This is a genomic window from Streptomyces sedi (genome assembly GCF_006335015.1).
Lineage (GTDB): Bacteria > Actinomycetota > Actinomycetes > Streptomycetales > Streptomycetaceae > Streptomyces > Streptomyces sedi.
The window spans coordinates 1-24,440 of the sequence record NZ_VDGT01000008.1 but is presented as its reverse complement, the minus strand read 5'-3'; the positions used below and the strand labels follow the sequence as shown (position 1 = coordinate 24,440).

Below are 24,440 nucleotides of genomic sequence, written 5' to 3'. Positions count from 1 at the left end.
GAAGGGGTGAGGGGGTGGCCATGGAGCTGCCGGCGGTGGCGGTCGTCGACGACGACGACGAGCGCTCAGCCGGGCGCGCCCGACCACCGTCCGGGCCGGCAAGGCCGGTAGTCGGCCGCCACCCGCCCCACCCTCGGGTCGCCCGGCGAGGCTCCCCGGAAGAACTATCCGGCGACGCTCAGGAACGTTCCGCCAGGAACTCCTCGGCCACCGCGAGGACCAGGTCGTTGGCCTCGGGCTCGGCGACCGTGACGCGCACGCCCTCTCCGGCGAACGGCCGCACGGTCACCCCCCGGGCCTCGCAGCGGGCGGCGAAGTCGGCCGTGGCCTCGCCCAGCCGCAGCCAGACGAAGTTGGCCTGCGAGTCGGCCACCGTCCACCCCTGGGCGCGCAGCGCCTCGGCCACCCGGGAGCGCTCGGCGACCAGCGACTCCACCCGCTCCAGCAGCGCCTCCCGCGCGCGCAGCGAGGCGATCGCCGTGTCCTGGGCGATCTGGCTGACGCCGAACGGCACCGCCGTCTTGCGCAGCGCGGCGGCGACCGGCGGGTGCGCCACCGCGTAGCCGACCCGCAGCCCGGCCAGCCCGTACGCCTTGGAGAAGGTGCGCAGCACGCAGACGTTGGGCCGGTCCCGGTAGACCTCGACCCCGTCCGGTACCTCGGGGTCGCGGATGAACTCGCGGTACGCCTCGTCCAGCACCACCAGCACGTCGGACGGCACCCGGTCCAGGAAGGCCAGCAGCGCGTCGCGGCGCAGCGCGGGGCCCGTCGGGTTGTTGGGGCTGCACAGGAAGATCAGCCGGGTGCGGTCGGTGATCGCCTCCGCCATCGCCGGCAGGTCGTGCTCCTCGTCGGCGGTCAGCGGGACCCGCACCGAGCGGGCGCCGGAGATCTGGACGACGATCGGGTACGCCTCGAAGGACCGCCAGGCGTAGATCACCTCGTCGCCCGGGCCGGCCGTGGCCTGCACCAGCTGCTGGGCCACGCCCACCGACCCCGTGCCCACGGCCAGGTGGTCGGCCGGCACCGACAGGTACTCGGACAGCTCGGCGATCAGCGCCGAACTGGCCAGGTCCGGGTAGCGGTTGAGCGCGCCGGCGGCGGCCACCGCGGTCTCCAGCACCCCGGGCAGCGGCGGGTAGGGGTTCTCGTTCGACGACAGCTTGAACGTGCGTCCCGTGGCGGCGCCGGCGCGGCCGGGCACATAGGCCGGCAGGCCGTCGAGCGCGGCGCGCAGCCGGGGGCTTCCGCCGGTGGCGGGCTCGGGGCCTGCGCCCGGGGAGGAGGAAGAATGAGCGGTCACCCGCTCACCCTAAGGGCGCGTCCCGCTTCCGCCACCCCCCTGTCAGCCCAGCGCACGCTGGCATCCGCGCGCCCCCGCGCTGCCCTGCGCGCTCCACTCGATCGAGTGAGCCGCCTCGCGTTGAAAGAGCGGCGCCCACCGTGCGGCTCCGGAGGGCTGGCGTTGAACCCGCGCTCTCTGACCTGGCGGGTCTTTCGATCCCAGGCACCGGCGCCGTGTTGACCATGCAAAAACGTCTGCTCGCCAGGGCTTTCGGGCCCGGGGAGCCGGTCCGGCCCGGGCCTACGATCAGGTCGCCATGACAGCAGCGAAGCATCCGGCGCCACGGGCCAAGGGCCGCCGTACCAGCGGCAGGGCGGGCATCCGTGAGGTGGCGGCAGCGGCCGGCGTCTCGATCACCACTGTCTCCGACGCGCTCAACGGCAAGGGGCGGTTGCCCGACACCACCCGCCGCCACGTCCGCGCCATCGCCGACCGGCTCGGCTACCGGCCGTCGGCGGCGGCGCGCACCCTGCGCACCGGGAAGTCGGGGCTGATCGGGCTCACGGTCACCACCTACGGCGAAGAACCGTTCACCTTCACCGAGTTCGCCTACTTCGCCGAGATGGCGCGGGCAGCGACCTCCGCCGCGCTGGCCCGCGGCTACGCGCTGGTGATCCTGCCGGCCGCCTCCCAGCACCGGGACTTCGACGTCTGGTCCAACGTCGCCCTCGACGGCACCGTCGTGATCGACCCCTCCGACCACGACCCCGTCGTCACCGAGCTGGTGCGGCAGGGCATCCCGGTCGTCTCCGACGGCCAGCCGGGCGGCGACCTGCCCGTGACGGCCTGGGTGGACAACGACCACCAGGCCGCCGTCGCCGGACTCCTCGACCATCTCGCCGCCGCCGGCGCCCGCCGGATCGGCCTGCTCACCGGGACCAGCACCGACACCTACACCCGACTGTCCACCACCGCCTACCTCAACTGGTGCGAGCGCGCCGGTCAGGAGCCCGTCTACGAGGCGTACCCCGCGCACGACCCCTGCGCCGGCGCCATCGCCGCCGACCGGCTGCTGGCCCGCCCCGACCGCCCCGACGCCGTCTACGGGCTCTTCGACCCCAACGGCACCGACCTGCTGGCCGCCGCGCGCCGCTACGGCCTGCGTGTTCCCGAGGACCTGCTGCTGGTGTGCTGCAGCGAGTCCACCGTCTACGCGGCGACCGAGCCGCCGGTCACCACCCTCTCCCTCCAGCCGGCCCGCATCGGCACGGCCGTGATCCAGCTGCTCATCGACGCGATCGAGGGCGCCGAGCCGCGCGGACCCCGGTGCGGAATGATGCCAACCGAACTCCTCGTCCGCGCGTCCTCCCAACCGGGGGCGCGCCGCACCGAACGAGCGACTGTGGCAGCCCCCCGCAAGCCCCCTGCCGTCGAACGGTAGTTTCGGGTAAACAGTTAGCGGCCTGGCAACGGTCTCCCCCAGGTGTGTCACAACTGGCCACCGGGATTCCTATGATGGGCGAACGGCATGGGGACCCGGCCCGATCGTCCGGGTCCCGCAGGTGGAGGCGGCGCGCAGTGGTGGAGGGGTCGATGACTCAGGGGGCCGACCAGGGACCAGCGGTGGGAGACGGCACGCCCAAAGGCGGCGACGGGGCGGCTCCCGACCTGTACACGCCCACTCTGCCGGACATCCCCGTCCTGGACGGCGGCGTCGGGCCGCTCTACGTGGTGGGCGACGTCCACGGCTATCTGGACGAGCTGAAGGCCGCCCTGCGCGAGGCCGGACTGACGGACAGCGAGGACAGCTGGGCCGCCGGCAACGCGCGGCTGTGGTTCCTCGGCGACTTCACCGACCGGGGACCCGACGGCGTCGGCGTGCTGGACCTGGTGATGCGGCTCTCCGCCGAGGCCGCGGCCTCGGGCGGCTACTGCAAGGCCCTGCTCGGCAACCACGAGCTGCTGCTCCTCGGCGCCAGCAGGTTCGCCGACACCCCGGTCGACTCGGCCGCCGGCACCGCGTCCTTCCAGGCCGCCTGGATGCTCAACGGCGGCCAGCGCACCGACATGGAGCGGCTGCGCGACCACCACATCCAGTGGATGTCCCGGCTGGACTCGATGGCGGTGGAGGACGGCTATCTGCTGGTCCACTCCGACACCTCCTCCTACCTCGACTACGGCAGCGCGGTCGACGACGTCAACGACGCGATCTGGCAGGCTTTGCAGCGCAACGACGTCGGCGAGACCTGGGAGCTGTTCCGCAAGTTCACCAAGCGCTTCGCCTTCCGCGACGAGGACGGGCCGGGCGCCGTGCGCGAGCTGCTGGACACCTTCGGCGGCAAGCGCGTGGTCCACGGGCACAGCCCGATCCCGTATCTGACGGGGGAGACCGGCGGCGCCGACTCCGACCCCGACGGCGACGGCGAGGACGCGCCGCCGCGGGTCGAGGGGCCGCACGTCTACGCGGAGTCGCTGGCCATCGCCATGGACGGCGGGGTCACCATGGGCGGCCGGTTGCTGGTGGCGCGGCTGCCGCTGCCCGACTGAGCCGGACCCGCCGGCGGTCGGCGGGGGCGCGCGACGACCCACCGGGCTTCGCCCGGGAGGTGTGGACGGCGTGGACGTGGGCAGGGGACGTTTCGACGCGGGCGAGCCGGGGCGCTGCCGACTCGCGCTTTCCTCCTGTCGCGAACGCCTGCCGCGCTCTACCATCTTGGTTTCTGGCTCAACGACCTTCGTTCGAACGACCCGCGTGCGAACGACCCTCGCTCAACAGCTCTCTGCCTGAGTGGATCTGGGGGCGTCCATGAACAGCCCAGTCGAACTGCCGGCAGGTGACCGGTCCGAAGTCGAGCAGGTGCTGGACGAAGCGCTGCGCACCGCGCGGGCTTCGACCGGCGCCGACTCCCAACGCCTCGCGGCGCTGCGGGAGTCCGCGCTCGCCGCGCTGCCGGAGATCCTCACGACCGCCGAGCCCCAGTACCGAAGATTCGCGGCGCTCCGCGAACGGCAGCGCGAGGCCGACCAGGGCGAACGCGGCGTCGCCGGCCGGCGGGGGGAACGCGGCGGGACGGCGAACCGGCGCGGTGCCGGCGGGCTGCTGGTCACGTTCGCGCTGATCCCGGTCCTGGCGGGCTCCAGCGCGCTGGTCTTTCTGCTGCTCGGCTACGCGCTTCGGCTGGCCAGCCCCGAGCCCTCGGTCGCGGCGCCCATGCGCTCGGTCGGCTGGGCGTTCGCGCTGCTGGCATCCGGGGGCGCGTTGGTGGCCGCGGGCGCCCTGTGGGTCGCGGCGTTGCGCAACGGTGCGACCTCGATCCGGGCCTCCGCGCCGGCGCCGGGCGCCGCGCTGACCGAGGAGGTGGCGACGGCGCGCGGGGCGTGGCGGCGCGCGCTGCTGGAGGAGGGCTTCGCGCCGTTGCTGCGGCGCGAGTTGGGGGACGCGCCGCCGTCCGAGGGGCGCACGCCCCGGTTGCGTTACAGCAGTCCGCACTTCAGCAGCCCGGAGTTCTCCAGCGGCGGCGAGGCGCGCGGCGGGCGAACGGGCGAGGGGGACGGTCGCCCGCCCGGGTACCACCCGGACTACGCGCGGCCCGGCTACGCGGGGCCCGACTTCACCGGCCCCTCCGAGGAGCCCTGACCCGCGGCCGGCCCCGCCGGCCACCGCGGATCACTCGGGAGGTCACTCGGGAGGTCACTCGGGGAGGAGCAGCAGCCGTTCGATGACCCGGGCCACTCCGTCGTCCTCGTTGCTGCCCGCGCGGTGCTCGGTGGCAGCCAGCACGGCCGGATGCGCGTTGGCCATCGCGTAGCCGGTGCCGGCCCAGCCCAGCATCTCCAGGTCGTTGGGCATGTCACCGAACGCGACGACCCGCTCCGGCTCGATGCCGTCCCGCGCGCAGCGCAGGGCCAGCGTGGTGGCCTTGCTGACGCCGGGGGCGCTGATCTCCAGCAGCGCCGAGGGGCTGGAACGGGTCGACTCGGCCCACCGCCCGGTCGTCCGGCGGGCCAGCTCAAGGAACGCGTCGGGGTCGAACGTCGGATGATGCGCCAGCAGCTTCAACACCGGTGCGCCCCGGTACGTTTCGCCCTCGGCGAGCAGCTTCTCGACGGGCGCCACCTCGACCGCCGGGTCCATGGTCATCGGCGGGTAGCCGGGCTCCTGGACCAGGCCGACGCTGCGCTCCGCGGCGAACGTGGTGCCGGGGGCGGCGGAACGCAGCGCGTGGACCACGGAGAGGGCGTTCTCCCTGGGCAGCGGCCGAACCTCGACGAGCCGGCCGCCGTCCCGCAGGTCGACGACGGCGGCGCCGTTGCCGCAGATCGCCAGGCCGTGGCCGTCCAGGTGCGCGCTGACCACGCCCATCCACCGGGCCGGGCGGCCGGTCACGAAGACGATCCGCACACCGGCGGCGCCGGCGGCGGCGAGGGCGGCGGCGGTGCGGGGCGAGACGGTCTTGTCGCCGCGGAGAAGGGTGCCGTCGAGGTCGGAGGCGATCAGTCGGGGGCGTCGGGGCGCGGTGTCTGGCACGGTCACCCAGCATATGCCCGCCGGCGGCGGGCGGGACTGGCCGCCGGCGGGGGCTCGGGGGCGCGCGACGAGCGGCTGACCGGCGCATTGTGGGGAAGCGGCATGGGAACGGCCGGCAAGGCCCTACGCTTGCTGCTCATGGCTGTTCCTCCCGAGCCTGCGCTGCGGCTTTCCACCGTGATCCTGCCCGTCCACCGCTGGGACCAGGGCGGGCGTCAACGCTGGGAGCGCGCAGAGGAGTTGGGCTTCCACGCCGCCTACACCTACGACCATCTCTCCTGGCGTGGCTTCCGCGACCGCCCCTGGTTCGGTGCCCTGCCCACGTTGACGGCGGCGGCCGTGGCCACCGAGCGGATCAGGCTCGGCACCCTGGTCACCTCGCCCAACTTCCGCCACCCGGTGCCGTTGGCGAAGGACCTGCTGAGCCTCGACGACATCTCCGGCGGCCGGGTCACCCTCGGCATCGGCTCGGGCGGCACCGGCTTCGACGCGACCGCCCTGGGCGACGAGGCGTGGTCGCCGAGGGAGCGCGCGGACCGGTTCGCCGAGTTCCTGCGGCTGCTCGACCTGGTGCTGTGCCAGGGCGGCGAGGAGGAGGGCGGAGTCGGCGGCGTCTCCTACCGTGGCGACTTCTACTCGGCGCGCGAGGTGCGCAACGAGCCGGGCTGTCTGCAACGCCCCCGGCTGCCGTTCCTGGTGGCCGCCGCCGGGCGGCGCGGGATGTGGCTGGCCGCGCGGCACGGGCAGGGCTGGGTGACGACGGGCGACCTCAAGACCCTGGGCAGCGACGCCAGCCCCGCCGACTACCTGGCCGGTCTCGCCCGGCAGGTCGAGGTGCTGGACAGCGTCTGCGAGGACAGCGGCCGGCGCCCCGGTGACCTGCGGCGGGTGCTGCTGGACACGGGCGACCGGCCGGCGGGGGTGGCGACGTTGGACTCGGTGGACGCGTTCGTCGACCACGTCGGGCGCGTGACCGAGCTGGGTTTCGACGAGCTCGTGGTGCACTGGCCGATCGAGGACTCGGTCTTCGCCACCGACCCTGAGACGTTCGAGAAGATCGCGTCGGAGGGGATGGCCCAGGTCACAGCGGGCGCCACCGGAGCCGCGGCGCCCGCCGCCGGCCGCCAGGCCATCGCGGGCCCCTAGGGGCCCCGGCGCGGGACCAGCTACCGAAGGCTGACGCGCGTGACGATGGTCGCGACTACCGTCGTCGACGTGAGCGTCATTCAAACCAACGGCTTGACCAAGCGGTACCCCCGGGTGACCGCGTTGGACGGCCTGACCATCGACATCCAGCCCGGCGTGACAGGCCTGGTGGGGTCCAACGGCGCGGGCAAGTCAACCCTGATCAAGATCCTGTTGGGGTTGGCTCCCGCGACCGAGGGCACCGCCCGCGTGCTGGGCCTCGAATCCGCCGCCGAGGGTTCGGCCATCAGGGCACAGGTGGGCTACATGCCCGAGCACGACTGCCTGCCGCCCGACGTGAGCGCCACCGAGTTCGTGGTGCACATGGCCGCCATGTCCGGGCTGCCCCGCACCGCCGCCCGCGAGCGGACGGCCGACACCCTGCGCCACGTCGGGCTCTACGAGGAGCGCTACCGCCCGATGGGCGGCTACTCGACGGGCATGAAGCAGCGGGTGAAGCTGGCCCAGGCGCTGGTGCACGACCCGAAGCTGGTGCTGCTCGACGAGCCGACCAACGGCCTCGACCCGGTCGGCAGGGACGAGATGCTGGGCCTGATCCGGCGCGTCCACAGCGACTTCGGCATCTCCGTGCTGGTCACCTCGCACCTGTTGCGCGAGCTGGAGCGCACCAGCGACCACATCGTGGTGATCGACGGCGGCAAGCTGCTGCGTTCGCAGACCACGGCCAGCTTCGTCGAGGCCACCGCGGCCCTCGCCGTCGAGGTGACCGACAGCGACGCGCACCCGGACGGTGCCGCCGCGCTGCGTTCGGCGCTCTCCGCCGTCGGGATCGAGGCGGTGACGGCACCGGGGCGCCAGCTGCATCTGGAGATCACCGACGACGGCGTCTACGACAAGGTCAGGGACGCCGTCGTCGAGCTGGGCCTGGGCCTGGTCCGGATGGAGCGCGGCCGGCACGAGATAGCCGAGGTGTTCCGGCGCGGCCCCGAGGCCGGCGCCGACCCGACGGCCGAGGTCACCAGCGCGGAGGTCAACCGATGAGCACCGGCACCGATGCCCGTATCCACAACATCGGCTACCGCTCCTACTCGGGCGAGCGGCTGGGGGTCTCCCACGCCAGGCGGGCGCTCTTCACGCACTCGCTGCGCGGCTCGTTCGGTCTCGGCCGCTCGGCACGCTCCAAGGTCCTGCCGATGGGCCTGTTCGCCATCATGATGGCGCCCGCGCTGGTGATGGTGGCGATCGCCGCGTTCGTCGGCCTGGACGAGCTGCCGATCGAGTACACGAGCTACGCGCTGTTCATGCAGCCGATCGTCGGCCTCTACATCGCGCTGGCCGCCCCGCAGATGGTCTCGCTCGACCTGCGCTACAAGGTCACCCCGCTGTACTTCTCGCGCCCCATCGAGCGCGGCGACTACGTGGCCGCCAAGTACGCGGCGCTCAGCTCCGCGATCTTCCTCTTCGTGGCGCTGCCGCTGGTGATCGCGTACGTCGGCGGGCTCCTCGCCGAGCTGGGCTTCGCCGACCAGACCAAGGGCTTCGCCCAGGGCCTGGTGATCTCCGTCGTCTTCTCGCTGATGCACGCGGCGATCGCGCTGTGGGTCGCGAGCCTCACCCCGCGCCGCGGGTTCGGCGTGGCCGCCGTCATCGGGGTGCTGACCATCCCGTACTTCGCGGTCACCGCCATCCAGGCCGTCGCCTACGACGCCGGCAGCGAGGAAACGCTCGGCTGGATCGGGATCTTCTCCCCCGGCTCCGTGATCGACGGCATCCAGTCGGCCTTCCTCGGCGGCACCTCGGGTTACCCGTTCGAGGAGCCGCCCACCGACATCGCCGGGGTCGCCCTGCTGGCCACCGCGGTCCTCGTCACCGTCGCCTGCTACCTGCTGCTGGGACGCCGCTACCGAAAGGCCGGGCTGTGACCACCCTCCACATCGACAACACCTCCCGCTGGTTCGGGAACGTGGTCGCGGTCAACGACGTCACGATGACGATCGGCCCCGGGGTCACCGGCCTGCTCGGCCCCAACGGCGCCGGCAAGTCCACGTTGATCAACATGATGAGCGGCTTCCTCGCCCCCTCCGCCGGCACCGTCACCCTCGACGAGCGCCCGATCTGGCGGAACGCGGAGAGCTACCGCCACATCGGCCTGGTGCCCGAGCGCGAGGGGATGTACGACTACCTCACCGGTGGCGAGTTCGTGCTGGCCAACGCCGAGCTGCACGGTCTGCCCGACCCGAAGGCGGCGGCGGCCGAGGCGCTGGCCACGGTCGAGATGACGCACGCCGCCGACCGCCGCATCGACACCTACAGCAAGGGGATGCGGCAGCGGGTCAAGATGGCCTCCGCGCTGGTCCACCAGCCGTCGGTGCTGCTGCTCGACGAGCCGTTCAACGGGATGGACCCCAGGCAGCGGCTCCAACTGATGGACCTGCTGGCCAAGATGGGGGAGGAGGGGCGCACGGTCCTGTTCTCCTCGCACATCCTGGAGGAGGTCGAGCAGCTCGCCAGCCACATCGAGGTGATCGTCGCCGGCCGGCACGCCGCCTCGGGCGACTTCCGCAAGATCCGCCGGCTGATGACCGACCGGCCGCACCGCTATCTGATCCGCTCCAGCGACAACCGGGCGCTGGCCGCCGCGCTGATCGCCGACGCCTCCACGACCGGCATCGAGGTGGACGGGGCCGAGGACGCGCTGCGGGTCGAGGCCGTGGACTTCGCGCGCTTCACCGAACGGCTGCCCTCGCTGGCCAGGGAACGGGACATCAGGCTGCTGACGGTCGCGCCGTCCGACGAGTCCCTGGAGAACGTCTTCTCCTACCTGGTGGGGGCGTGACGACGATGCGTCAACTCCGCCCCTGCCACGACGAATCGGCGCACCGCCGCTAAGGAGCCACACCGCGATGTACAACCACACCGTCGCCCGGCTCACGTACCGGGCCCTGCTCGGCCGTCGCCGGGTGCTGATACTGATCGCCCTGCCCGCGCTGCTGCTGTCGATCTCGCTGGCCGTGCGGCTCATCGGCGGCGCCGACGACAGCGCGGCCGTCGAGGTGCTGGGCGGCTTCGCCCTCGCCTCCATGGTCCCGCTGATCGGCGTGGTCGCCGGCACGGGCGCCATCGCCCCGGAGATCGACGACGGTTCGATCGTCTACCTCCTGGCGAAGCCGCTGCCCCGGCGCACGATCATCATGACCAAGCTGATCGTGGCGATCGCCGTCACGATCGCGTTCACCACCGCGCCGATCCTGGTGTCCGGGCTGATCCTCAACGGCAACAGCCAGGGCATCGCCTCCGCCTACACCGTGGCGGCGGCCGTCGCCGCCGTCGCCTACAGCGCGATCTTCCTGCTGCTGGGCACGGTCTCGCGGAACGCGGTGGTCTTCGGGCTGGTCTACGCGCTGGTCTGGGAGGCGCTGCTGGGCAGCACGCTGGCCGGGGTGCGCACGCTCAGCGTGCAGCAGTGGTCGCTGTCCCTGGCCGAGGGCATCGCCGCCTCGGGCTCCGACGTCACGTCGGACGTGGCGCTGCCGTTGGCGCTGATCCTGCTGACGGCGGCCACGGTGCTGGGCGCCTGGTACGCGACGCGCCGCCTGACGGCGTTGACCGTGACCGGGGACTGAGCCCCTCGCCGGTCGGTGCGCTCGACAACGGACCTGGCCGGTCCGGCTCGGTGGTCGTCCGCGGCCGGTCACGGATGCTTCGCGCAGTTCCCCGCGCCCCTGGGGTTCGTGGGGGTGTGTGGGGGTGGGCATGCTGCCGGTGGTTTTCGTGGTGCTTCGCCGGCGCGGTCCGGGGGCGCGGGGAACTGCGCGGGTGACCCCGTGCCGGGGTGTGGTCGGCAACGGACCTGGCCGGTCCGGCTCGGTGGTCGTCTGCGGCCGGTCACGGGTGCTTCGCGCGGTTCCCCGCGCCCCCGGGGTTCGTGGGGGTGTGTGGGGGTGGGCATGCTGCCGGTGGTTTTCGTGGTGCTTCGCCGGCGCGGTCCGGGGGCGCGGGGAACTGCGCGGGTGACCCCGTGCCGGGGTGTGGTCGACAACGGACCTGGCCGGTCCGGCTCGGTGGTCGTCCGCGGCCCGTCACGGATGCTTCGCGCAGTTCCCCGCGCCCCTGACACCCCGTGGGGCGCGGGTGACCTCGCGCCGGGGTGCGCTCGACAACGCGCCCGGTGGGGGCGGCTCGGTGGTCGTCCGCCGCTGTCCGCGACGCGGGCTACGCGTCGACCGTCAGGACCAGGTCGTGGTCGAGGGTGAAGCGGAGCCGCAGGGCGGCCCCGGCACCGTCGCGCGGGGGGAAGACGTCCGTCGCGCGGCGGTCCGCGACGTCGCCGCCGATGCGGGCCGCGGCGACCGCCGTACCGTCGGGGGCGCGCAGCGCCAGCCGCCAGTCGCCGGGCGTCGCCGCCACCGCGTCGAACGGGATCGTCACCACCAACTGGTCGCCGTCCACGGCACATCCGAGGTCGCACACGGACCCGCCGTTCTCCCCCACCGCCCGCCACCCGGCGCCCGAAGGGCCGCCCACCGCGCCGGCCGGCGTCACCCGCACCGTGAACGCGTCGTCGCCGAGGAGCACCTCGTCGACCTCCGCGTGGGCGGGGCGCAGCCACGCGCGGACCGTGAGGTTGCCGTCCTTCGTGCGGTAGGGGATCCACGCGCTCACCCCGCGCCCGTCCACCCGGGGCGGCGCGTGGACCAGGGCGGCCTGGCGCACCTGGTCGGCGGCCACCCGCCGCGCCCGCCCCGGCGCCTCCGGGAGGCCGGTCGCAACGAAGAGGTCCCAGCGGCCCTCGGCCAGTTCGAGCGTCTCGCGGTCGAGCGTCAGCTCCACCCGCCGCGAGCCGCGCACGCGCGGCAGCGGAAGCGCCAGCTCCCGACCCCCCGGGTCGTGGCGCAGCCGCAGCAGCAGCGTGCCCGCGCCCTTCGGGAGCGAGCGGCCGTCGAGGGAGACCCGCAGCCCGCCGTCCGCCGCGCTCTCCGCGAGGCCGCGGGGCCGGCCGCCGGGCCGGATCCCGGTTGGCCGCCGCAGGCGCCACAGCGCGCCAAGTCCCCTGCGGGACCCGCCGGTCGAGGCGTCGGGCGCCCACGCGTGGAACAGCTCCTCGTACCGCGCGGCGATCACGCCCGGCGCGTACGCCGCCGCCGAGGCGCGCCCCCGCGCCGCCAGCCCGCGGCGCAACGCCTCGTCCGCCAGCAGTGGCCGCAGCGCCGCGGCGAGGGCGGCGCTGCCGCCCGGCAGCGGCGACAGCACGCCGTTCTCGCCGTGCGTGATGATCTCTCCCGGCCCGTGCGGGCAGTCGGTCGCGACCACAGGCAGTCCGCAGCGCATCGCCTCCACCAGGGTCAGCCCGAACGACTCGGCGTCCGAGGAGACCGCGGCCACCGCGCCCTTGACCCACTCGGTCTCGATCGGCGAGGCGGCGCCCATCAGCCGCGCGCGGTTGTGCAGGCCGTGTGCGCCGATGCGCCGGCGCAGGGCGTCGCGTTCCGCGCCCCGGCCGTAGATCCGCAGCTGCCAGTCGGGGAACTCGGGCGCCAGCTCGGCGAACGCGTCGATCAGCCGGTCGTAGCGCTTGACCGGCGCCAGCCGGCCGGCCGCCACGATGATCCGTGAGTCGCCGGCGGCCGGCGGGACGCTGGGCGCGGGGGAGCAGTTGGGGACGTTGACGACCCGCACGGGGGAGCCGCGCAGGGCCTCGGCGTAGCGTTCGGCGTCCCTCCTGGAGACGCAGACCAGGGCGTCCAGCTCCCGTGCCGCCGCCAGCTGCACGGCCCTGGCGCGCCGGGAGCGCGCGTCGTGGGTGAGGTGCTCCTGGGCGATCCGCAGATAGCGCGGCTGGCCGAGGCGGGCGAGATAGACGTTGAGCACGGGGCGGGTGGAGATCACCACGTCGGCGTCGACCTTGGCGAGGAAGTCGCCCATGCGCCGGTCGCTGAGCCCGGAGGGCGCGATCCGCCCGTAGTTCATCGGCAGGTCGGCGAAGACGGCGCTCGGCTCGGCCGGTTCGGGGCCCTGGCCGGCCGCGTCGGCGGCGTCGGGGCGCAGGTCGATCAGCGGGGTGATCCGCACGCCGGGGGCGAAGGCGAGGCTCGGCGTGGTCCTGGAGCGGTAGAGGCTCGCGATCCGCACGTCGTGGCGTTCGGCGAGCGCCGCGGAGAGGTTGGCGACGGAACGGATCGTGCCGCCCACGCCGTAGGCGTTGTTGAGGAGAAAGACGATCTTCACGAGGCCCCCCGGCTTCGGTCACCGCGCCGCTACTGGGGGTTCGACGGAGCGTCGCGTCCCGCGGTTCCCCGGCGTGCGCTTCAGGGCGCGCACGCTGGCGCTCAACGCCCCGCGGCGAGCAGCCTCTCCAGCACCACGGCGATGCCGTCCGCGTCGTTGCCGCCGGTGACCTCGTCGGCCGCGGCCTTCACCGTGGGGTGGGCGTCGGCCATCGCCACCGCGTGCCGCGCCCAGGCGAACATCGCCAGGTCGTTGGGCATGTCGCCGAAGGCGATGGTCTCGGCGGCCCGCACCTTCATCCGCCGGGCGGCGAGCGAGAGGCCGGTGGCCTTGCTCAGCCCGGCCGGCACGACCTCGACCAGGCCCTCGCCGGAGACGATCACGCCCACCGCGTCGCCGACCTCGGCCAGCGCGGCGGCGGCCAACGCGTCGTCGTCCAGCGTGGGATGGCGCAGATAGAGCTTGATGAGCGGCTCCTCGAAGAGCGCCGCCCGGTCACGCGACCGCCACAGCTCCTCCGACCCCGGCTCCTCGCCGAAGCCGCTGCCGGGGCCGATGGGGAAGCGTTCGTCCGCGACGACCTGCCCGTCGAGCCCGTCGCGGTTGGCCGCGACACCCAGCGTGCCGAGGCGGGACTCCAGCCGTTCCACCACGGCGCGCGCCAGCGCGCGGTCCAGGGTCACCGACGTCACCAGCCGGTCCTCGCCCGCGTGGTAGAGCTGCGCGCCCTGCCCGCAGACGGCCAGCCCCTCGTATCCCAGGTCGCGCAGGATGTGCCGGGTCCAGGCGACGCTGCGCCCGGTCGCGACGAGGTGCCGGGCGCCGGCGGCGACCGCCGCGCGCAGCGCGCGGCGGGTGCGGGGCGAGATGGTCTCGTCGGAGCGCAGCAGCGTCCCGTCGAGGTCGGTGGCGATCAGCCGGTAGGGGAACGGCGCGGCGACGCCCGCCGGTTGGGCCGGCACGGTCCCCTCCGCCGGGGCGGAGGGGACGGCTGCCGGCTCGGAACGCGGCTGGCTCATCGAGCGACCGGCTCCAGCCGCTCACGACCGCCGAGGTAGGGGCGCAGCACCTCCGGCACGTGGACCGAGCCGTCGGCCTGCTGGTGGTACTCCAGGAGCGCGACGATGGTCCTGGAGACCGCGCAGAGCGTGCCGTTCAACGTGGCCAGCGGCCGGGTGCGGCCACTCTCGCGCATCCGCACCTGGAGTCGACGCGCCTGGAACTCGGTGCAGTTGGAGGTCGACGTCAGCTCGCGGTACCTGCCCTGGGTGGGGAACCACGCCTCGCAGTCGTACTTGCGGCTGGCGGAGGCGCCGAGGTCGCCGCTGGCGACGTCGATCACCCGGAACGGCAGCTCAAGGGAGGTCAGCCACTGCTTCTCCCAGCCCAGCAGCCGCTCCAGCTCGTCCTCGGCCTCCTCGGGCGTGACGAACGAGAACATCTCGACCTTGGTGAACTGGTGCACCCGGAAGATGCCCTTGGTGTCCTTGCCGTAGGAGCCGGCCTCGCGCCGGTAGCACGGGGAGACGCCCGCGTAGCGCAGCGGCAGCTGGTCGGCGTCGATGATCTCGTCCATGTGGTAGGCGGCCAGCGGCACTTCGGAGGTGCCCACCAGATAGGCGTCGTCCTGCTCCAGCCGGTAGACGTCCTGCGCCGCCTGGCCGAGGAAGCCGGTGCCCTCCATGGCGCGCGGACGCACCAGGGCCGGCGTGACCATCGGCACGAAGCCGGCGGCGGTGGCCTGCGCGACCGCCGCGTTGACCAGGGCCAGCTCCAACAGTGCGCCCTGGCCGCGCAGATAGGCGAAGCGGGAGCCGGAGACCTTCGCGGCGCGCTCGGTGTCGATGGCGCCCAGCGCCTGGCCGAGGTCCATGTGGTCGCGCGGGGTGATGCCCTCGGCGGCGAAGTCCCTGATCTCGCCGACGGTCTCGCGCACGGTGTAGTCGTCCTCGCCGCCCACGGGGACGGCGGGGTGGATCACGTTGGAGAGCTGGAGGAGCAGCGCCTCGGCCTCGGCGGACGCCTCGTCGCGCTCGGCGTCGGCGGCCTTCACCTCGGTGGAGAGGGTGCCGGCGCGGGCCAGCAGCTCGGCCTTCTCCTCGCCCTCGGCGCGGGGGATGAGCTTGCCCAGGCGCTTCTGCTCGGCGCGCAGCTCGTCGAAGCGCGATCCGGACGACCTCCGCCGCTCGTCGGCGGAGAGTAGCCTGTCCACCAGGTCGACGTCTTCACCACGGGCGCGCTGCGAGGCGCGCACCAGGTCCGGGTTCTCGCGGAGCTGTCGGAGGTCAATCACGTCCGACAGGCTACCGGGCCGTCTCGGGGCGGTGAAACGAAAAGGCCCCGGAGGGCGATAAGCCCGTTTTGCCGGAAGAGTCGGTCGAGCTCGGGAAACTCGGCCGCGCCCCCTCTCGGCCCTGCTCGGCGGCGTTTCGGGGGCCCTTCGCCCCCCGTCCGTCCACCGGCTCGACCGAGTTATCCACAGGCTGGGGGGCGGGGTTGTGGATGAACGGCGTGGCGCCTTCCGGGCCCTTCGGTGCGCGGCGGATAATTCCCCACGCAAACCGCGCTCATTCGCACTTCCGGGGGAATCTGAGAGAATCCCTGGGAAACTCGCTCGCTCTCAGGGGTTATTCGGAGTGATTCGGGTGACGAAAAGCGGCTCATTGTGTGATGGGTTCCATCGTGCACAGTATCCGCATATGGGGCTAATGCCCGTTTCTCTCCGGCCGCTTGTCCACCGACTTATACACAGCCACGGTCGGTGGCCTGTGGATAACCTGCCGAACAGTCCACAGGCCAGCGCCTCCCCGCGTGAACCCCACCCGGCCGGCCACGCCCGCCACGACCGGCCAGGGGCGCGGCGAACGGCGCCGGTGCGGCTCACCGCCGGCGTCAGAGCGGCCCCGGGCGGCCGTCCAGGCAGCGGGTCAGCCAGTCGGCCGCCGTCAGGAAGTCCTCGTCCCGCGTCCCCTCCCCGACCACGGGCCGCAGCTGGTCCGCCCTCGGATACGAGCCGAGGAAGCGCACGTCCGAGCAGAGCCGCTTCAACCCCATCAGCGCCTCGCCGACCCGGCGGTCCGACACGTGCCCCTCGCAGTCCACGGAGAAGCAGTACTGGCCGATGCCCCGCCCCGTGGGCCGCGACTCGATCCGCGACAGGTTGACCCCGCAGGTCGCGAACTCCTGGAGCACGTCGAGCAGCGCCCCCGGGTGGTCGTCCCGCAGCCACAGCACCACCGACGTCTTGTCCGCCCCCGTCGGCGCCGCCGGCCGCGCCGGCCGGCCGACCAGCACGAACCGCGTCGTCGCGTTGTCCGCGTCGTGAATGCCGGTGACCAGCGGCGTCAACCCGTATGTCGCCGCCGCGAACTCACCGGCGAACGCCGCGTCGTACCGCCCCTCCTGCACCAGCCGCGCGCCGTCCGCGTTGGACGCCGCCGACTCCCAGACGGCCTCCGGCAGATGCTCCCCGAGCCAGCCGCGCACCTGCGGCTGCGCCACCGGGTGCCCGGTCACCGTCTTCACGTCGTCCAACGCCGTGCCCGGGCGCACCAGCAGCGCGAACGCGATCGGCAGCAGCACCTCGCGGTAGATCATCAACGGCCGCCCGGTGGCCAGCTCGTCCACCGTCGAGGTGACGCCGCCCTCCACCGAGTTCTCGATCGGCACCAGCGAGCCGGCGGCCTCCCCCACCCGCACCGCGTCCAACGCCGCCGGCACCGAGATCATCGGCACCAGCGCACGGGTCGCCGCCTCGGGAAGCGTGCGCAGGGCGGCCTCGGTGAACGTCCCCTCGGGGCCGAGATAGGTGTAGCGGCTCGCAGAAGTCATGGCGTCACGGTAGTCCCGCCGGGACACGGCCAGGGACGCCGCTTCAGCTTTCGACAAGTCGTTGCCCCACGTACTCGCCTTCCGCGGCGCCGCCCGGTACGGCGAAGAGACCGCTCGCCTCGTGCCGCAGAAAGGCGCTCAGCGCGTCGCCCCGGTCCAGCTTCCGCTGCACCGTCACGAACGACCGCAGCGGGTCCGCCTGCCAGCAGACGAAGAGCAGCCCCGCGTCCTGGCTCCCGTCCTCCCGCTCCCCGTCGTGGTAGGAGAACGAACGCCGCAGCATCGTGGCGCCCCCGTTGGACTCCGGCGCCGTCACCCGGACATGGGCGTTGGCCGCGATCACCGGCGAGCCGTCCGTCTCCGTCGCCTCCAGGTCCACCGGCGTCCGCTCGTCCCCGCCGGTCAGCGGCGCGCCGTCGGAGCGCCGCCGGCCGAGGACCCGCGCGCGCTCCTCCTCCGTCGCCCCCTCCCAGTCGTCCAGCAGCATCCGGATGCGCCGCACCACCGCGTAGGAGCCGCCCGCCATCCACGCCGGCTCGCCGTCCGACGGCACGAAGACGTGCCGCTCGAAGTCCGGGTCGTCGGGCGTCGGGTTGTTGGTGCCGTCGACCTGCCCCATCAGGTTCCGGCCCGTCATCGGCCGCGCGGTCGCCCCCGGGCTGCGGTGGAAGCCGTTCATCTGCCACCGCGTCCGCGCGCTGCCCTCCGCCGCCCGCCGCACCGCGCGCAGCGCGCCGAACGCCACCAGCGGGTCGTCGGCCCCGATCTGCACCCACAGGTCACCGTGCGAACGCCCCTCGTCCAGCGCGTCCTGGGAGAACGCGGGCAGCGGTCGCAGTGCCTCGGGGCGCAGTGCGGTCAGCCCCGTGGCATCGAAGAAGCTGTGCCCGAAGCCGAAGGTCAACGTCAACGACGCGGGCCCCGCGTCGTCGGCGATGCCCGTCCCCGTCTCGTCGAGCCGGCCGGCCATCAGCTCCGCCGCCAGCGTCGACCAGCGACGCAGCAACGCCGCCGCCCCGCGCCTGCCCGCGTCCTCGGCCAGGTCGAAGGCGAGCAGATGGGAACGCGACTGAAGCGGCGTGGTGATGCCCGGCTGGTGCGTGCCGTGAAACGGAACCGTCGCGCTGCCCAGGGTGCTCAGCGCGGGTCCGCCCTCGGAGGCGGCGGCGTGCCCGAGCGCGCCGCTGGTCGCCCCGGCGGCGAGGCCGGCGACGCCGGTGGCCGTCGCCGTGCCCAGCAGCCGGCGGCGGGAGAAGGTGCCTTCGGTCATGGTGCGTCCGTTCTCGTCCTCGTGCTCTTCCCCGCTCACGGCCCCGGTCGCGGCCCCGGTCGCGGCCCCGGCCCCGGTCACGGCACGGTCAGCGTGGTCGTCTCGGTGGCCTGGTCGACCTCCGAGGTGCGGATGGTCAGGTCCATCTCCCACTCGCCGGGGCGCGGCAACGGAACGTCGGCCGCACGCCAACGCCCCTCGGCCACCCGCTCGGTCTCCACGCGCAGCGGGCCGATGGACTCCTCGGGCAGGGTGAGGCTGACCCTCAGCTCCTCCACCTCGGCCGGCCGCCCCTCGGCGTCGACCAGCGCGACGTCCAGGGTGTTCTCCCCGACGGCCCCCGGCGCCAGCTCCAGCGTCGCCGTGCCCTCGGCGCCCCCGGTGTCGTAGTCGAGCTCCCACGGAGCGCCCTCCCCCGACGCCCCGCCGCCGGAGTCCGGCGCGGCCGTCGAGGCCCCGCCCTCGCTCCGGGCGGGCGGGGTGCCGGTCAGCGCGGTGGTGACGGCGAGCAGCACCACGGCTATCCCCGTCTCCACCAGCACGGTACGCCGCAGCCCCGCCCGTTCCCGCCCCTCCTCGCGCCGCCGCCTGGCCCGCTCCACCGCCACCCGCTGCCGCGCCAACTGCCGCGCGCGCTCCGGGTCCTCCGGAACGGTCTCCTCCGCCGGCTCCCGTTCCCCGGGAACGGCGACGTCGCCGTCCCGCAGCGCACCGGTCCAGCGGCGCGAGCCCCTGGCGACGGCGAGCAGCACCACCACCACCACGACCTTGACGATCAGCAGCCGGCCGTAGTCCGTCCCCGTCAGCGCGGAGAACGAGCCGACCTGCCGCCAGCTCTGGTACAGGCCGGTCGCCGCCAGGGTCGCCACGCCCGCGAGGGCCACCGCCGAGTAGCGGCGCACCGCCGCGGCGGGCGGCGGCCCCTCCGCCCCGCGCAGCAGCACCAGCAGCGTCACCAGCCCACCCAACCAGCAGGCCGTCGCCAGCAGATGGACCATGGCGACCGGGATCGCCACCCCGGTCTGGATACCGGTCGCCGCGTGCTCGGCCGTCGCCCACGTCGCCGCCAGCCCCACCGCCAGCGCCCCGCCGCCGACCCCGACGCCGAACCGCAGGTCACGCGCCAGCCGCGCGTCGCCGGCCGCCACCGCGCGGGCGTACCGCCCGTGCAGCAGCGCCACCGGCAGCGCCGCCGCCGACAGCAGCACCAGCCGGGTCAGCAGCGCGGTCCCGGCGCGCGAGTCCACCACGTCGGCCAGGCCGTCCAGGTCGAACGCGTCCCCCAGCCGGCCCGTCGTCGTGTACGGCACCCGCACCAGCAGCAGCGCGGCCGTGGCCACGGCGAGCGTCAGCCAGCCGACGACCGTGGTCCGCCGCACCGCGCGCCGCCCGGCCGCCCCCGGCCAGCAGACCAGGGCGAAGACCGCCGGGCCGAGCAGCAGCAGGAAGCCGGCGTACGCGACGTACCGCAGCGCGTCGTGGAGCAGCCCCACCGCGCCCCCGTCGGGGCTGCCGCCCGAGACGTCGACGCTGGTCTCCGACGGCGCCCCGACGGAGAAGGTGAACGCGCCGCTGATGGGGTGCCCGTCGTTCGAGATCGCCTGCCAGGCGACGGTGTGGGTGCCGTCACCCACCCCCTCGACCAGGCCCAGCGTCTGCTCGGCGCCGCCGGCCCCGCGGGTCACCTCGCCGGTGTCGACGCGTTCACCGTCCGGGTCGAGCACCCGCAGGGCGTCCTCCCCGACGGAGACCGGCTCGGAGAAGGTGAGGACGACCTCGGCGGGAGCGCTCGCCACCACCTCGCCGTCCCCCGGGCTCGTGCCGGTCAACGAGGCGTGCGCGGCGGCCGGACGCGCCCCGACAAGCAGCGCCGCCAGCGTGCCGACGACCAGCAGCAGCGCGCCCAGGGGACGGGAGACGGCGGCGATCATGGTGAGTGCTCCTCCCCCGCTTCCCCGTCCTCGCCGTGGCCCTCGTGCCCGCCGTGCCCGCCGTGGTCCTCGTGCTCGCCACCGGTGTGGGTGGCGGACTCGACCGGGACCTCGACGGTGAGCGGCTCGGAGACCTCGAACCGCAGCTCGACCGTGACCACGTCGCCCTCGACCGGCGGCTCCGCCAGATCGACGAACATCAGATGGCTGCCGCCGCGCTCCAGCGCGAGGGCGCCGCCGGCCGGCACCGGCAGCTCCCCGACCCGCCGCATCGCGTTCTCCACCGTCTCGTGCATCTCCACGGAGCCCGTCAGGTCGCTGCTGACGGAGACCAGCGCGTCATCGGTGCCGCCCGCGTTGTGCACCGTCAGAAAGCCGCCGGCGACCTCCGGGTTGACCGGCTCCGGCAGATAGGCGCCGGTGACGCTCAGCTCCGGCGCGCCCCCCTCGCCGCTCCCCTCGTCGTCGCCTTCCCCGCCGCCGCAGCCGGCGAGGAGCGCACCCGCCAGCACGAGCGCCCACGGCAGGCGCCTGGCGCCGGTCACGGCAGCTCTCCCTCGATCAGCTTCGGCAGGTCGCGCTCGAAGGTCTCCGCCGTGACGCCCTCCAGATAGAGGACATGGCCGAGGTCGTCGTCGGGCAGGAAGGCCACCACCTGGGTGCCGTGCGTGGAGACGATCGAGCCGTCCTCCTCCTCGACGGAGGGCTCGATGGCGACCCCGACCGACCTGGCGGCCGTCTGGATCTGGTCGAAGTCCCCGGTCAGACCGATGAACTCCGGGTCCAACGAGTCCAGCCAGGGGCCCAGCGACTCGGGGGTGTCCCGCTCCGGGTCACTGGTGACGAAGACGACCCGCAGCTCCTCGCGCTGCTCGGGCGTCAGGCCGCTCGCGGCCACGGCGATGTTGCCCATGGTCAACGGGCAGATGTCGGGGCAGTTGGTGTAGCCGAAGTACAGCAGCGTCGGCTTGCCCGCCGTCTCGGCGACCAGGTCGTAGGGCTGGCCCTCGGTGTCGGTGAGGACCAGTTCGGGCTTCTCGAAGGGGTTGTCGAGGACGGTTCCCTCGTCCTCGGCGCGGGTCTCGGAGACCTCCGCCGGCGGGTTGTCCCCGCCGTCGTCGTCGCCTTCGCCGCCGCCGCAGCCCGCGAGGGCGAGGACGACGGCGGCCCCGAGCAGACCGGAACGGATGCTGGTGCGTGTGCGCATGTGCTCAACGTTTCCGTGCGTTGGGGGCCGTGGGGCGGGACGACCCGCCCCACGGCGTGGTGGGTGGGGGGATCAGGCGCGGCGGCGGTGGCCCAGCACGCCGAAGACCAGGCCGGCGACGCCGACCGCGATCCCGACGCCGGCCAGCACCCTGGCCGTGGTGTCGGACCCGCCGCCCTCGTCGGCCGACGCCCGCTCCTCGCCGGGGGCGTCGTCCGTCTCGGACGCCGACACCTCGTCGGCGCCGTGCCCCTCGCCCGAGGCGGGCGTCAGCCGCAGCACGGCAGCCGGGTCCTCCGCGGCCTCCTCGCCGTCCTCGGTCGGCTCCTCGATCCAGCGGACGACCTCACCGCTGTCATAGGTCTGGATCGCCTTCAGGACCAGATGGTCGGCGTCCTCGGGCAGCGGCCCCACGGAGAGCGGGAACTGCTGGAACGTGCCGGGCGCGATCTCCCCGCCCGACCAGGTGATCACGCTCGGAACCTCGGTCAGCTCGTTGCCGTGCACCTCCACCGGCTCGTCCAGCTCCGCGGTCTCCACGTCGATCTCCCAGCCGGGCACCGGCTGCGGCATCGCGGTGGACAGCGGGTGCTCGGCGTCCAGGTGCAGCTCGACCTCGACGGTCGAGGCGTCGTCCCGCTCGTTGGGGACCTTGACGTTGAGCACCTGGTAGCTGCCCGCCTCGACCTCGGACGGGTCGATCCCGACGTGCGCCTGGGCGGGCCCGGCGACGGCGAGCAGGGCGAGGGTGCCGGTGACCACGGCGGTGGCGGAGGCGACCCTGCGGGTGTTGTTCATGGTTGTTGTCCACTCCACGGTGAGGCGCGGGCGCGCGTCGAGCCGCCCACGCGGGCCCCGTTCGGGGCCGATGCCAAAGGGAAGGGGAGACGGCCGGACGCCCACGCCCCGCCCCCCGGCATCGCCGAGCGGAACGGAACGGGTCAGGCCGCCAGGGTGAACGAACGGACCTCGCCGCCGGCCGGCGGCCCCCGCCGCACGACCGCGTCGGGCAGCACCGTGCCCAGCGTCGCCGGCGTCGGGTGCGGCCAACGGTGCCGCGCCCCCGGCAGCGCGCGCGGCGCGGCGCCGGCCAGCGGCGGCAGCCGCAGCAGCAGCCGCAGCGCGGTGAGCAGCCGGCGCGCCCAGCGCGGGGCGGCGGGCAGCTCGACGGCGAGCCGCACCGCGAGCCACAGCGCGGCCTCGCCCTGCCGCAGCAGCCAGCCGGCCGTCAGCGCGGCCAGCAGATGGCCGAGCAGCATCGGCCAGGAGCCCAGGGTGGCCACGCCGTCGAGCAGGGCCGCACCCCAACCGCCCCCTCCGTGCGCCACCGCGCCGGCGCCCGACGGGGCCGGCGGAAGCCCGGCGTCGTCGAGCAGGGCGGCAGCGCGCTCCGGGGAGATCGCGCCGTGGTCCCCGCACAGCAGCCGCGCGGCCAGGTCGGCCGGACCGTCGGCCGGGCCGTGCCCGCCGTGTCCACCGGAGGCCCCGACATGCTCGGCGAGACAGAAGAAGAGGTGCAGCGCCAACTGCGTCAGCGCCAGCGCCAGCGCGATCCCCGGCCAGGAGCGCCGCTCCCTGCCGGTCAACGCCAACGCGAACGCCCAGGTCAACAGGGCGCCGGCGGCCACGGCCCAGAGCGGCACCCCCGCGCCACCACCCAGCACGTGCCCGGCGGCGGCCAACGCGGAACAGGCCGCGGCGAAGACCGCGGCCCGCAGCAGTCGCAGATCGGCTCCGGCACGCATGGCGGCGCCATCATCTCACCGGGCCCCGACCGCCCGCCGGGAGGGGAGGCGCCTCGTACAGAAGTACCACCCGTCATCCGGGGCGGTGGCCCGCCATATCGGCCGCCGTCTCCCTGAGGCATCCGCCGAATGGGGTGTGTTGGGTCAATCACACGCTTACAGGACGGGCGGGTAGGCAATACCTAAGGATATGTCGAGCCGTGGCCAGGAGGCTGGAGCATGAGCATCTGGTGGTCTCTGCAACTCCGCCGTGACGCGGCCAGCGTTCCGCTGGCCCGGCGGCTGCTTCTCGGCGCGATGGACACGGCGGGTGTGGACGGCGACATCTCGCACGAACTGTCGGTGGCCCTCTCCGAGGCCTGCGCCAACGCGGTCCAGCACGGCGGCGGGCTCTCCGAGGTCTACCGGGTCACCGCCTCGATCCACGGCGACATGTGCCGCATCGAGGTCACCGACTGCGGCCCCGGCTTCGCCCATCCGACCGGATCCGTTCCCTCCCCCGCTTCCCCGGTTTCCGGGGAGCTGACCGGCCTGCTCCCCGGTGGCCGCGGCCTGCTGCTGATCGAGGCCCTCTCCGACCGCGTCCGCTTCGGCAACCAACCGGGCAGCGGCGGGGCGGTCGTGACGTTCGACAAGATCCTCAAATGGCGCGAGGACGCGGCACTCCTCCGCGCGTCGTGATTCTTCGGGGCGACTTCACATCTGGGTGGTCTGGCTTGGTTGTCGTCCGCGGCCCGTCACTTATGCACCGCGCAGTTCCCCGCGCTCCCAGGGGCGCGGGGAACTGCGCGGGCAACCGTCCACCGGCCCGTCGGTCGACCACGCACCCGAGCCACCCGGCTCCGTGGTCGCCCACGACCCACCGCGCCTTCTCGCGTCGCTGAGCCGCCCACGCTCCCAGGGGCGCGGGGAACTGCGCGGGCAACCGTCCACCGGCCCGTCGGTCGACGACGCACCCGAGCCACCCGGCTCCGTGGTCGATCCGCCGCGCCGCGCCTTCTCGCGTTGCTGAGGCGCCCACGTTCCCAGGGGCGCGGGGAACTGCGCGGGTAACCGTCCACCGGCCCGTCGGTCGACGACGCACCCGAGCCACCCGGCTCCGTGGTCGATCCGCCGCGCCGCGCCTTCTCGCGTCGCTGAGCCGTCCACGTTCCCAGGGGCGCGGGGAACTGCGCGGGTAACCGTCCACCGGCCCGTCGGTCGACGACGCACCCGAGCCACCCGGCTCCGTGGTCGATCCGCCGCGCCGCGCCTTCTCGCGTCGCTGAGCCG

The 24,440-nt window shown here is 74.1% G+C and carries 21 protein-coding genes; 9 read left to right on the top strand and 12 right to left on the bottom strand.

Features of this window, described 5'->3' with window-relative positions; genetic code table 11:
• Positions 1-178: 178 nt before the first annotated feature.
• Positions 179-1,303, bottom strand: a complete 1,125-nt coding sequence (gene hisC, locus FH715_RS12395; protein WP_139644482.1) for a histidinol-phosphate transaminase — start codon at positions 1,301-1,303, stop codon at positions 179-181.
• A gap of 298 nt (positions 1,304-1,601) precedes the next feature.
• On the opposite strand from hisC, the gene FH715_RS12390 reads away from it, so the two are divergent.
• From FH715_RS12390 to FH715_RS12380, 3 genes are all read left to right on the top strand, one after another.
• Positions 1,602-2,726 (top strand): LacI family DNA-binding transcriptional regulator, encoded by a 1,125-nt coding sequence (locus FH715_RS12390; RefSeq protein ID WP_139644480.1) that lies wholly within the window; start codon positions 1,602-1,604, stop codon positions 2,724-2,726.
• A 152-nt stretch (positions 2,727-2,878) separates the two neighbouring features.
• Positions 2,879-3,832: a metallophosphoesterase gene (locus FH715_RS12385; protein WP_139644476.1), complete on the top strand. Its 954-nt coding sequence runs from the start codon at positions 2,879-2,881 to the stop codon at positions 3,830-3,832.
• A gap of 259 nt (positions 3,833-4,091) precedes the next feature.
• Positions 4,092-4,922: a hypothetical protein gene (locus tag FH715_RS12380; protein WP_139644474.1), complete on the top strand. Its 831-nt coding sequence runs from the start codon at positions 4,092-4,094 to the stop codon at positions 4,920-4,922.
• Positions 4,923-4,976: 54 nt separating this feature from the next.
• Here the strand turns inward: FH715_RS12380 and FH715_RS12375 are convergent, their stop codons facing one another.
• Complete coding sequence (locus FH715_RS12375) at positions 4,977-5,819, bottom strand: HAD family hydrolase (protein ID WP_139644473.1); 843 nt, start codon at positions 5,817-5,819, stop codon at positions 4,977-4,979.
• A 132-nt stretch (positions 5,820-5,951) separates the two neighbouring features.
• Here FH715_RS12375 and FH715_RS12370 point away from each other — a divergent pair, with 132 nt between their 5' ends.
• The 5 genes from FH715_RS12370 to FH715_RS12350 all read left to right on the top strand — a co-directional run bounded on the left by FH715_RS12370 (position 5,952) and on the right by FH715_RS12350 (position 10,582).
• The gene (locus FH715_RS12370) at positions 5,952-6,959 is read left to right on the top strand and encodes an LLM class flavin-dependent oxidoreductase (protein ID WP_139644471.1); all 1,008 of its coding nucleotides are present in this window, start codon (positions 5,952-5,954) and stop codon (positions 6,957-6,959) included.
• Positions 6,960-7,004: 45 nt separating this feature from the next.
• Positions 7,005-8,000 carry an ABC transporter ATP-binding protein gene (locus FH715_RS12365; RefSeq protein ID WP_139644803.1) on the top strand — a complete coding sequence of 332 codons (996 nt, stop codon included), beginning with the start codon at positions 7,005-7,007 and terminating at the stop codon, positions 7,998-8,000.
• Positions 7,997-8,881, top strand: coding sequence for an ABC-2 transporter permease (locus tag FH715_RS12360; RefSeq protein WP_139644469.1), 885 nt, complete (start codon positions 7,997-7,999; stop codon positions 8,879-8,881). Before FH715_RS12365 ends, FH715_RS12360 begins: the two co-directional genes overlap by 4 nt.
• On the top strand, positions 8,878-9,795 hold the full coding sequence (locus FH715_RS12355) for an ABC transporter ATP-binding protein (protein WP_139644467.1): 918 nt from the start codon (positions 8,878-8,880) through the stop codon (positions 9,793-9,795). The genes FH715_RS12360 and FH715_RS12355 overlap by 4 nt, the downstream gene beginning before the upstream one ends.
• Positions 9,796-9,862: 67 nt before the next feature.
• The gene (locus FH715_RS12350; RefSeq protein ID WP_139644465.1) at positions 9,863-10,582 is read left to right on the top strand and encodes an ABC transporter permease subunit; all 720 of its coding nucleotides are present in this window, start codon (positions 9,863-9,865) and stop codon (positions 10,580-10,582) included.
• Positions 10,583-11,171: 589 nt separating this feature from the next.
• On the opposite strand, the gene FH715_RS12345 is transcribed toward FH715_RS12350, so the two are convergent.
• The 10 genes from FH715_RS12345 to FH715_RS12300 all read right to left on the bottom strand — a co-directional run bounded on the left by FH715_RS12345 (position 11,172) and on the right by FH715_RS12300 (position 23,168).
• Positions 11,172-13,184 (bottom strand): glycosyltransferase, encoded by a 2,013-nt coding sequence (locus FH715_RS12345; protein WP_139644463.1) that lies wholly within the window; start codon positions 13,182-13,184, stop codon positions 11,172-11,174.
• A 101-nt stretch (positions 13,185-13,285) separates the two neighbouring features.
• Positions 13,286-14,203: an HAD family hydrolase gene (locus FH715_RS12340; protein ID WP_139644461.1), complete on the bottom strand. Its 918-nt coding sequence runs from the start codon at positions 14,201-14,203 to the stop codon at positions 13,286-13,288.
• Positions 14,200-15,477: a serine--tRNA ligase gene (gene serS, locus FH715_RS12335; protein ID WP_139644459.1), complete on the bottom strand. Its 1,278-nt coding sequence runs from the start codon at positions 15,475-15,477 to the stop codon at positions 14,200-14,202. The genes FH715_RS12340 and serS overlap by 4 nt, the downstream gene beginning before the upstream one ends.
• 599 nt (positions 15,478-16,076) lie before the next feature.
• The gene (gene pheA / locus FH715_RS12330; protein WP_139644456.1) at positions 16,077-17,015 is read right to left on the bottom strand and encodes a prephenate dehydratase; all 939 of its coding nucleotides are present in this window, start codon (positions 17,013-17,015) and stop codon (positions 16,077-16,079) included.
• Positions 17,016-17,058: 43 nt separating this feature from the next.
• Entirely contained in the window at positions 17,059-18,285 is a 1,227-nt protein-coding gene (gene efeB, locus FH715_RS12325; RefSeq protein ID WP_139644455.1) for an iron uptake transporter deferrochelatase/peroxidase subunit, read from the bottom strand.
• 77 nt (positions 18,286-18,362) lie between these two features.
• Positions 18,363-20,216 carry a copper resistance CopC/CopD family protein gene (locus FH715_RS12320; RefSeq protein ID WP_139644453.1) on the bottom strand — a complete coding sequence of 618 codons (1,854 nt, stop codon included), beginning with the start codon at positions 20,214-20,216 and terminating at the stop codon, positions 18,363-18,365.
• On the bottom strand, positions 20,213-20,761 hold the full coding sequence (locus FH715_RS12315) for a copper chaperone PCu(A)C (RefSeq protein WP_211367592.1): 549 nt from the start codon (positions 20,759-20,761) through the stop codon (positions 20,213-20,215). Before FH715_RS12315 ends, FH715_RS12320 begins: the two co-directional genes overlap by 4 nt.
• Positions 20,758-21,423 (bottom strand): SCO family protein, encoded by a 666-nt coding sequence (locus FH715_RS12310; protein WP_139644451.1) that lies wholly within the window; start codon positions 21,421-21,423, stop codon positions 20,758-20,760. The genes FH715_RS12315 and FH715_RS12310 overlap by 4 nt, the downstream gene beginning before the upstream one ends.
• A 72-nt stretch (positions 21,424-21,495) precedes the next feature.
• A complete protein-coding gene (locus FH715_RS12305) occupies positions 21,496-22,221 on the bottom strand; it encodes a YcnI family copper-binding membrane protein (RefSeq protein WP_139644449.1) in 726 nt (241 codons plus the stop codon).
• Between the two features lie 143 nt (positions 22,222-22,364).
• Positions 22,365-23,168 (bottom strand): hypothetical protein, encoded by an 804-nt coding sequence (locus FH715_RS12300; RefSeq protein WP_139644447.1) that lies wholly within the window; start codon positions 23,166-23,168, stop codon positions 22,365-22,367.
• A gap of 219 nt (positions 23,169-23,387) precedes the next feature.
• On the opposite strand from FH715_RS12300, the gene FH715_RS12295 reads away from it, so the two are divergent.
• A complete protein-coding gene (locus FH715_RS12295) occupies positions 23,388-23,849 on the top strand; it encodes an ATP-binding protein (protein ID WP_139644445.1) in 462 nt (153 codons plus the stop codon).
• Positions 23,850-24,440 lie beyond the last annotated feature (591 nt).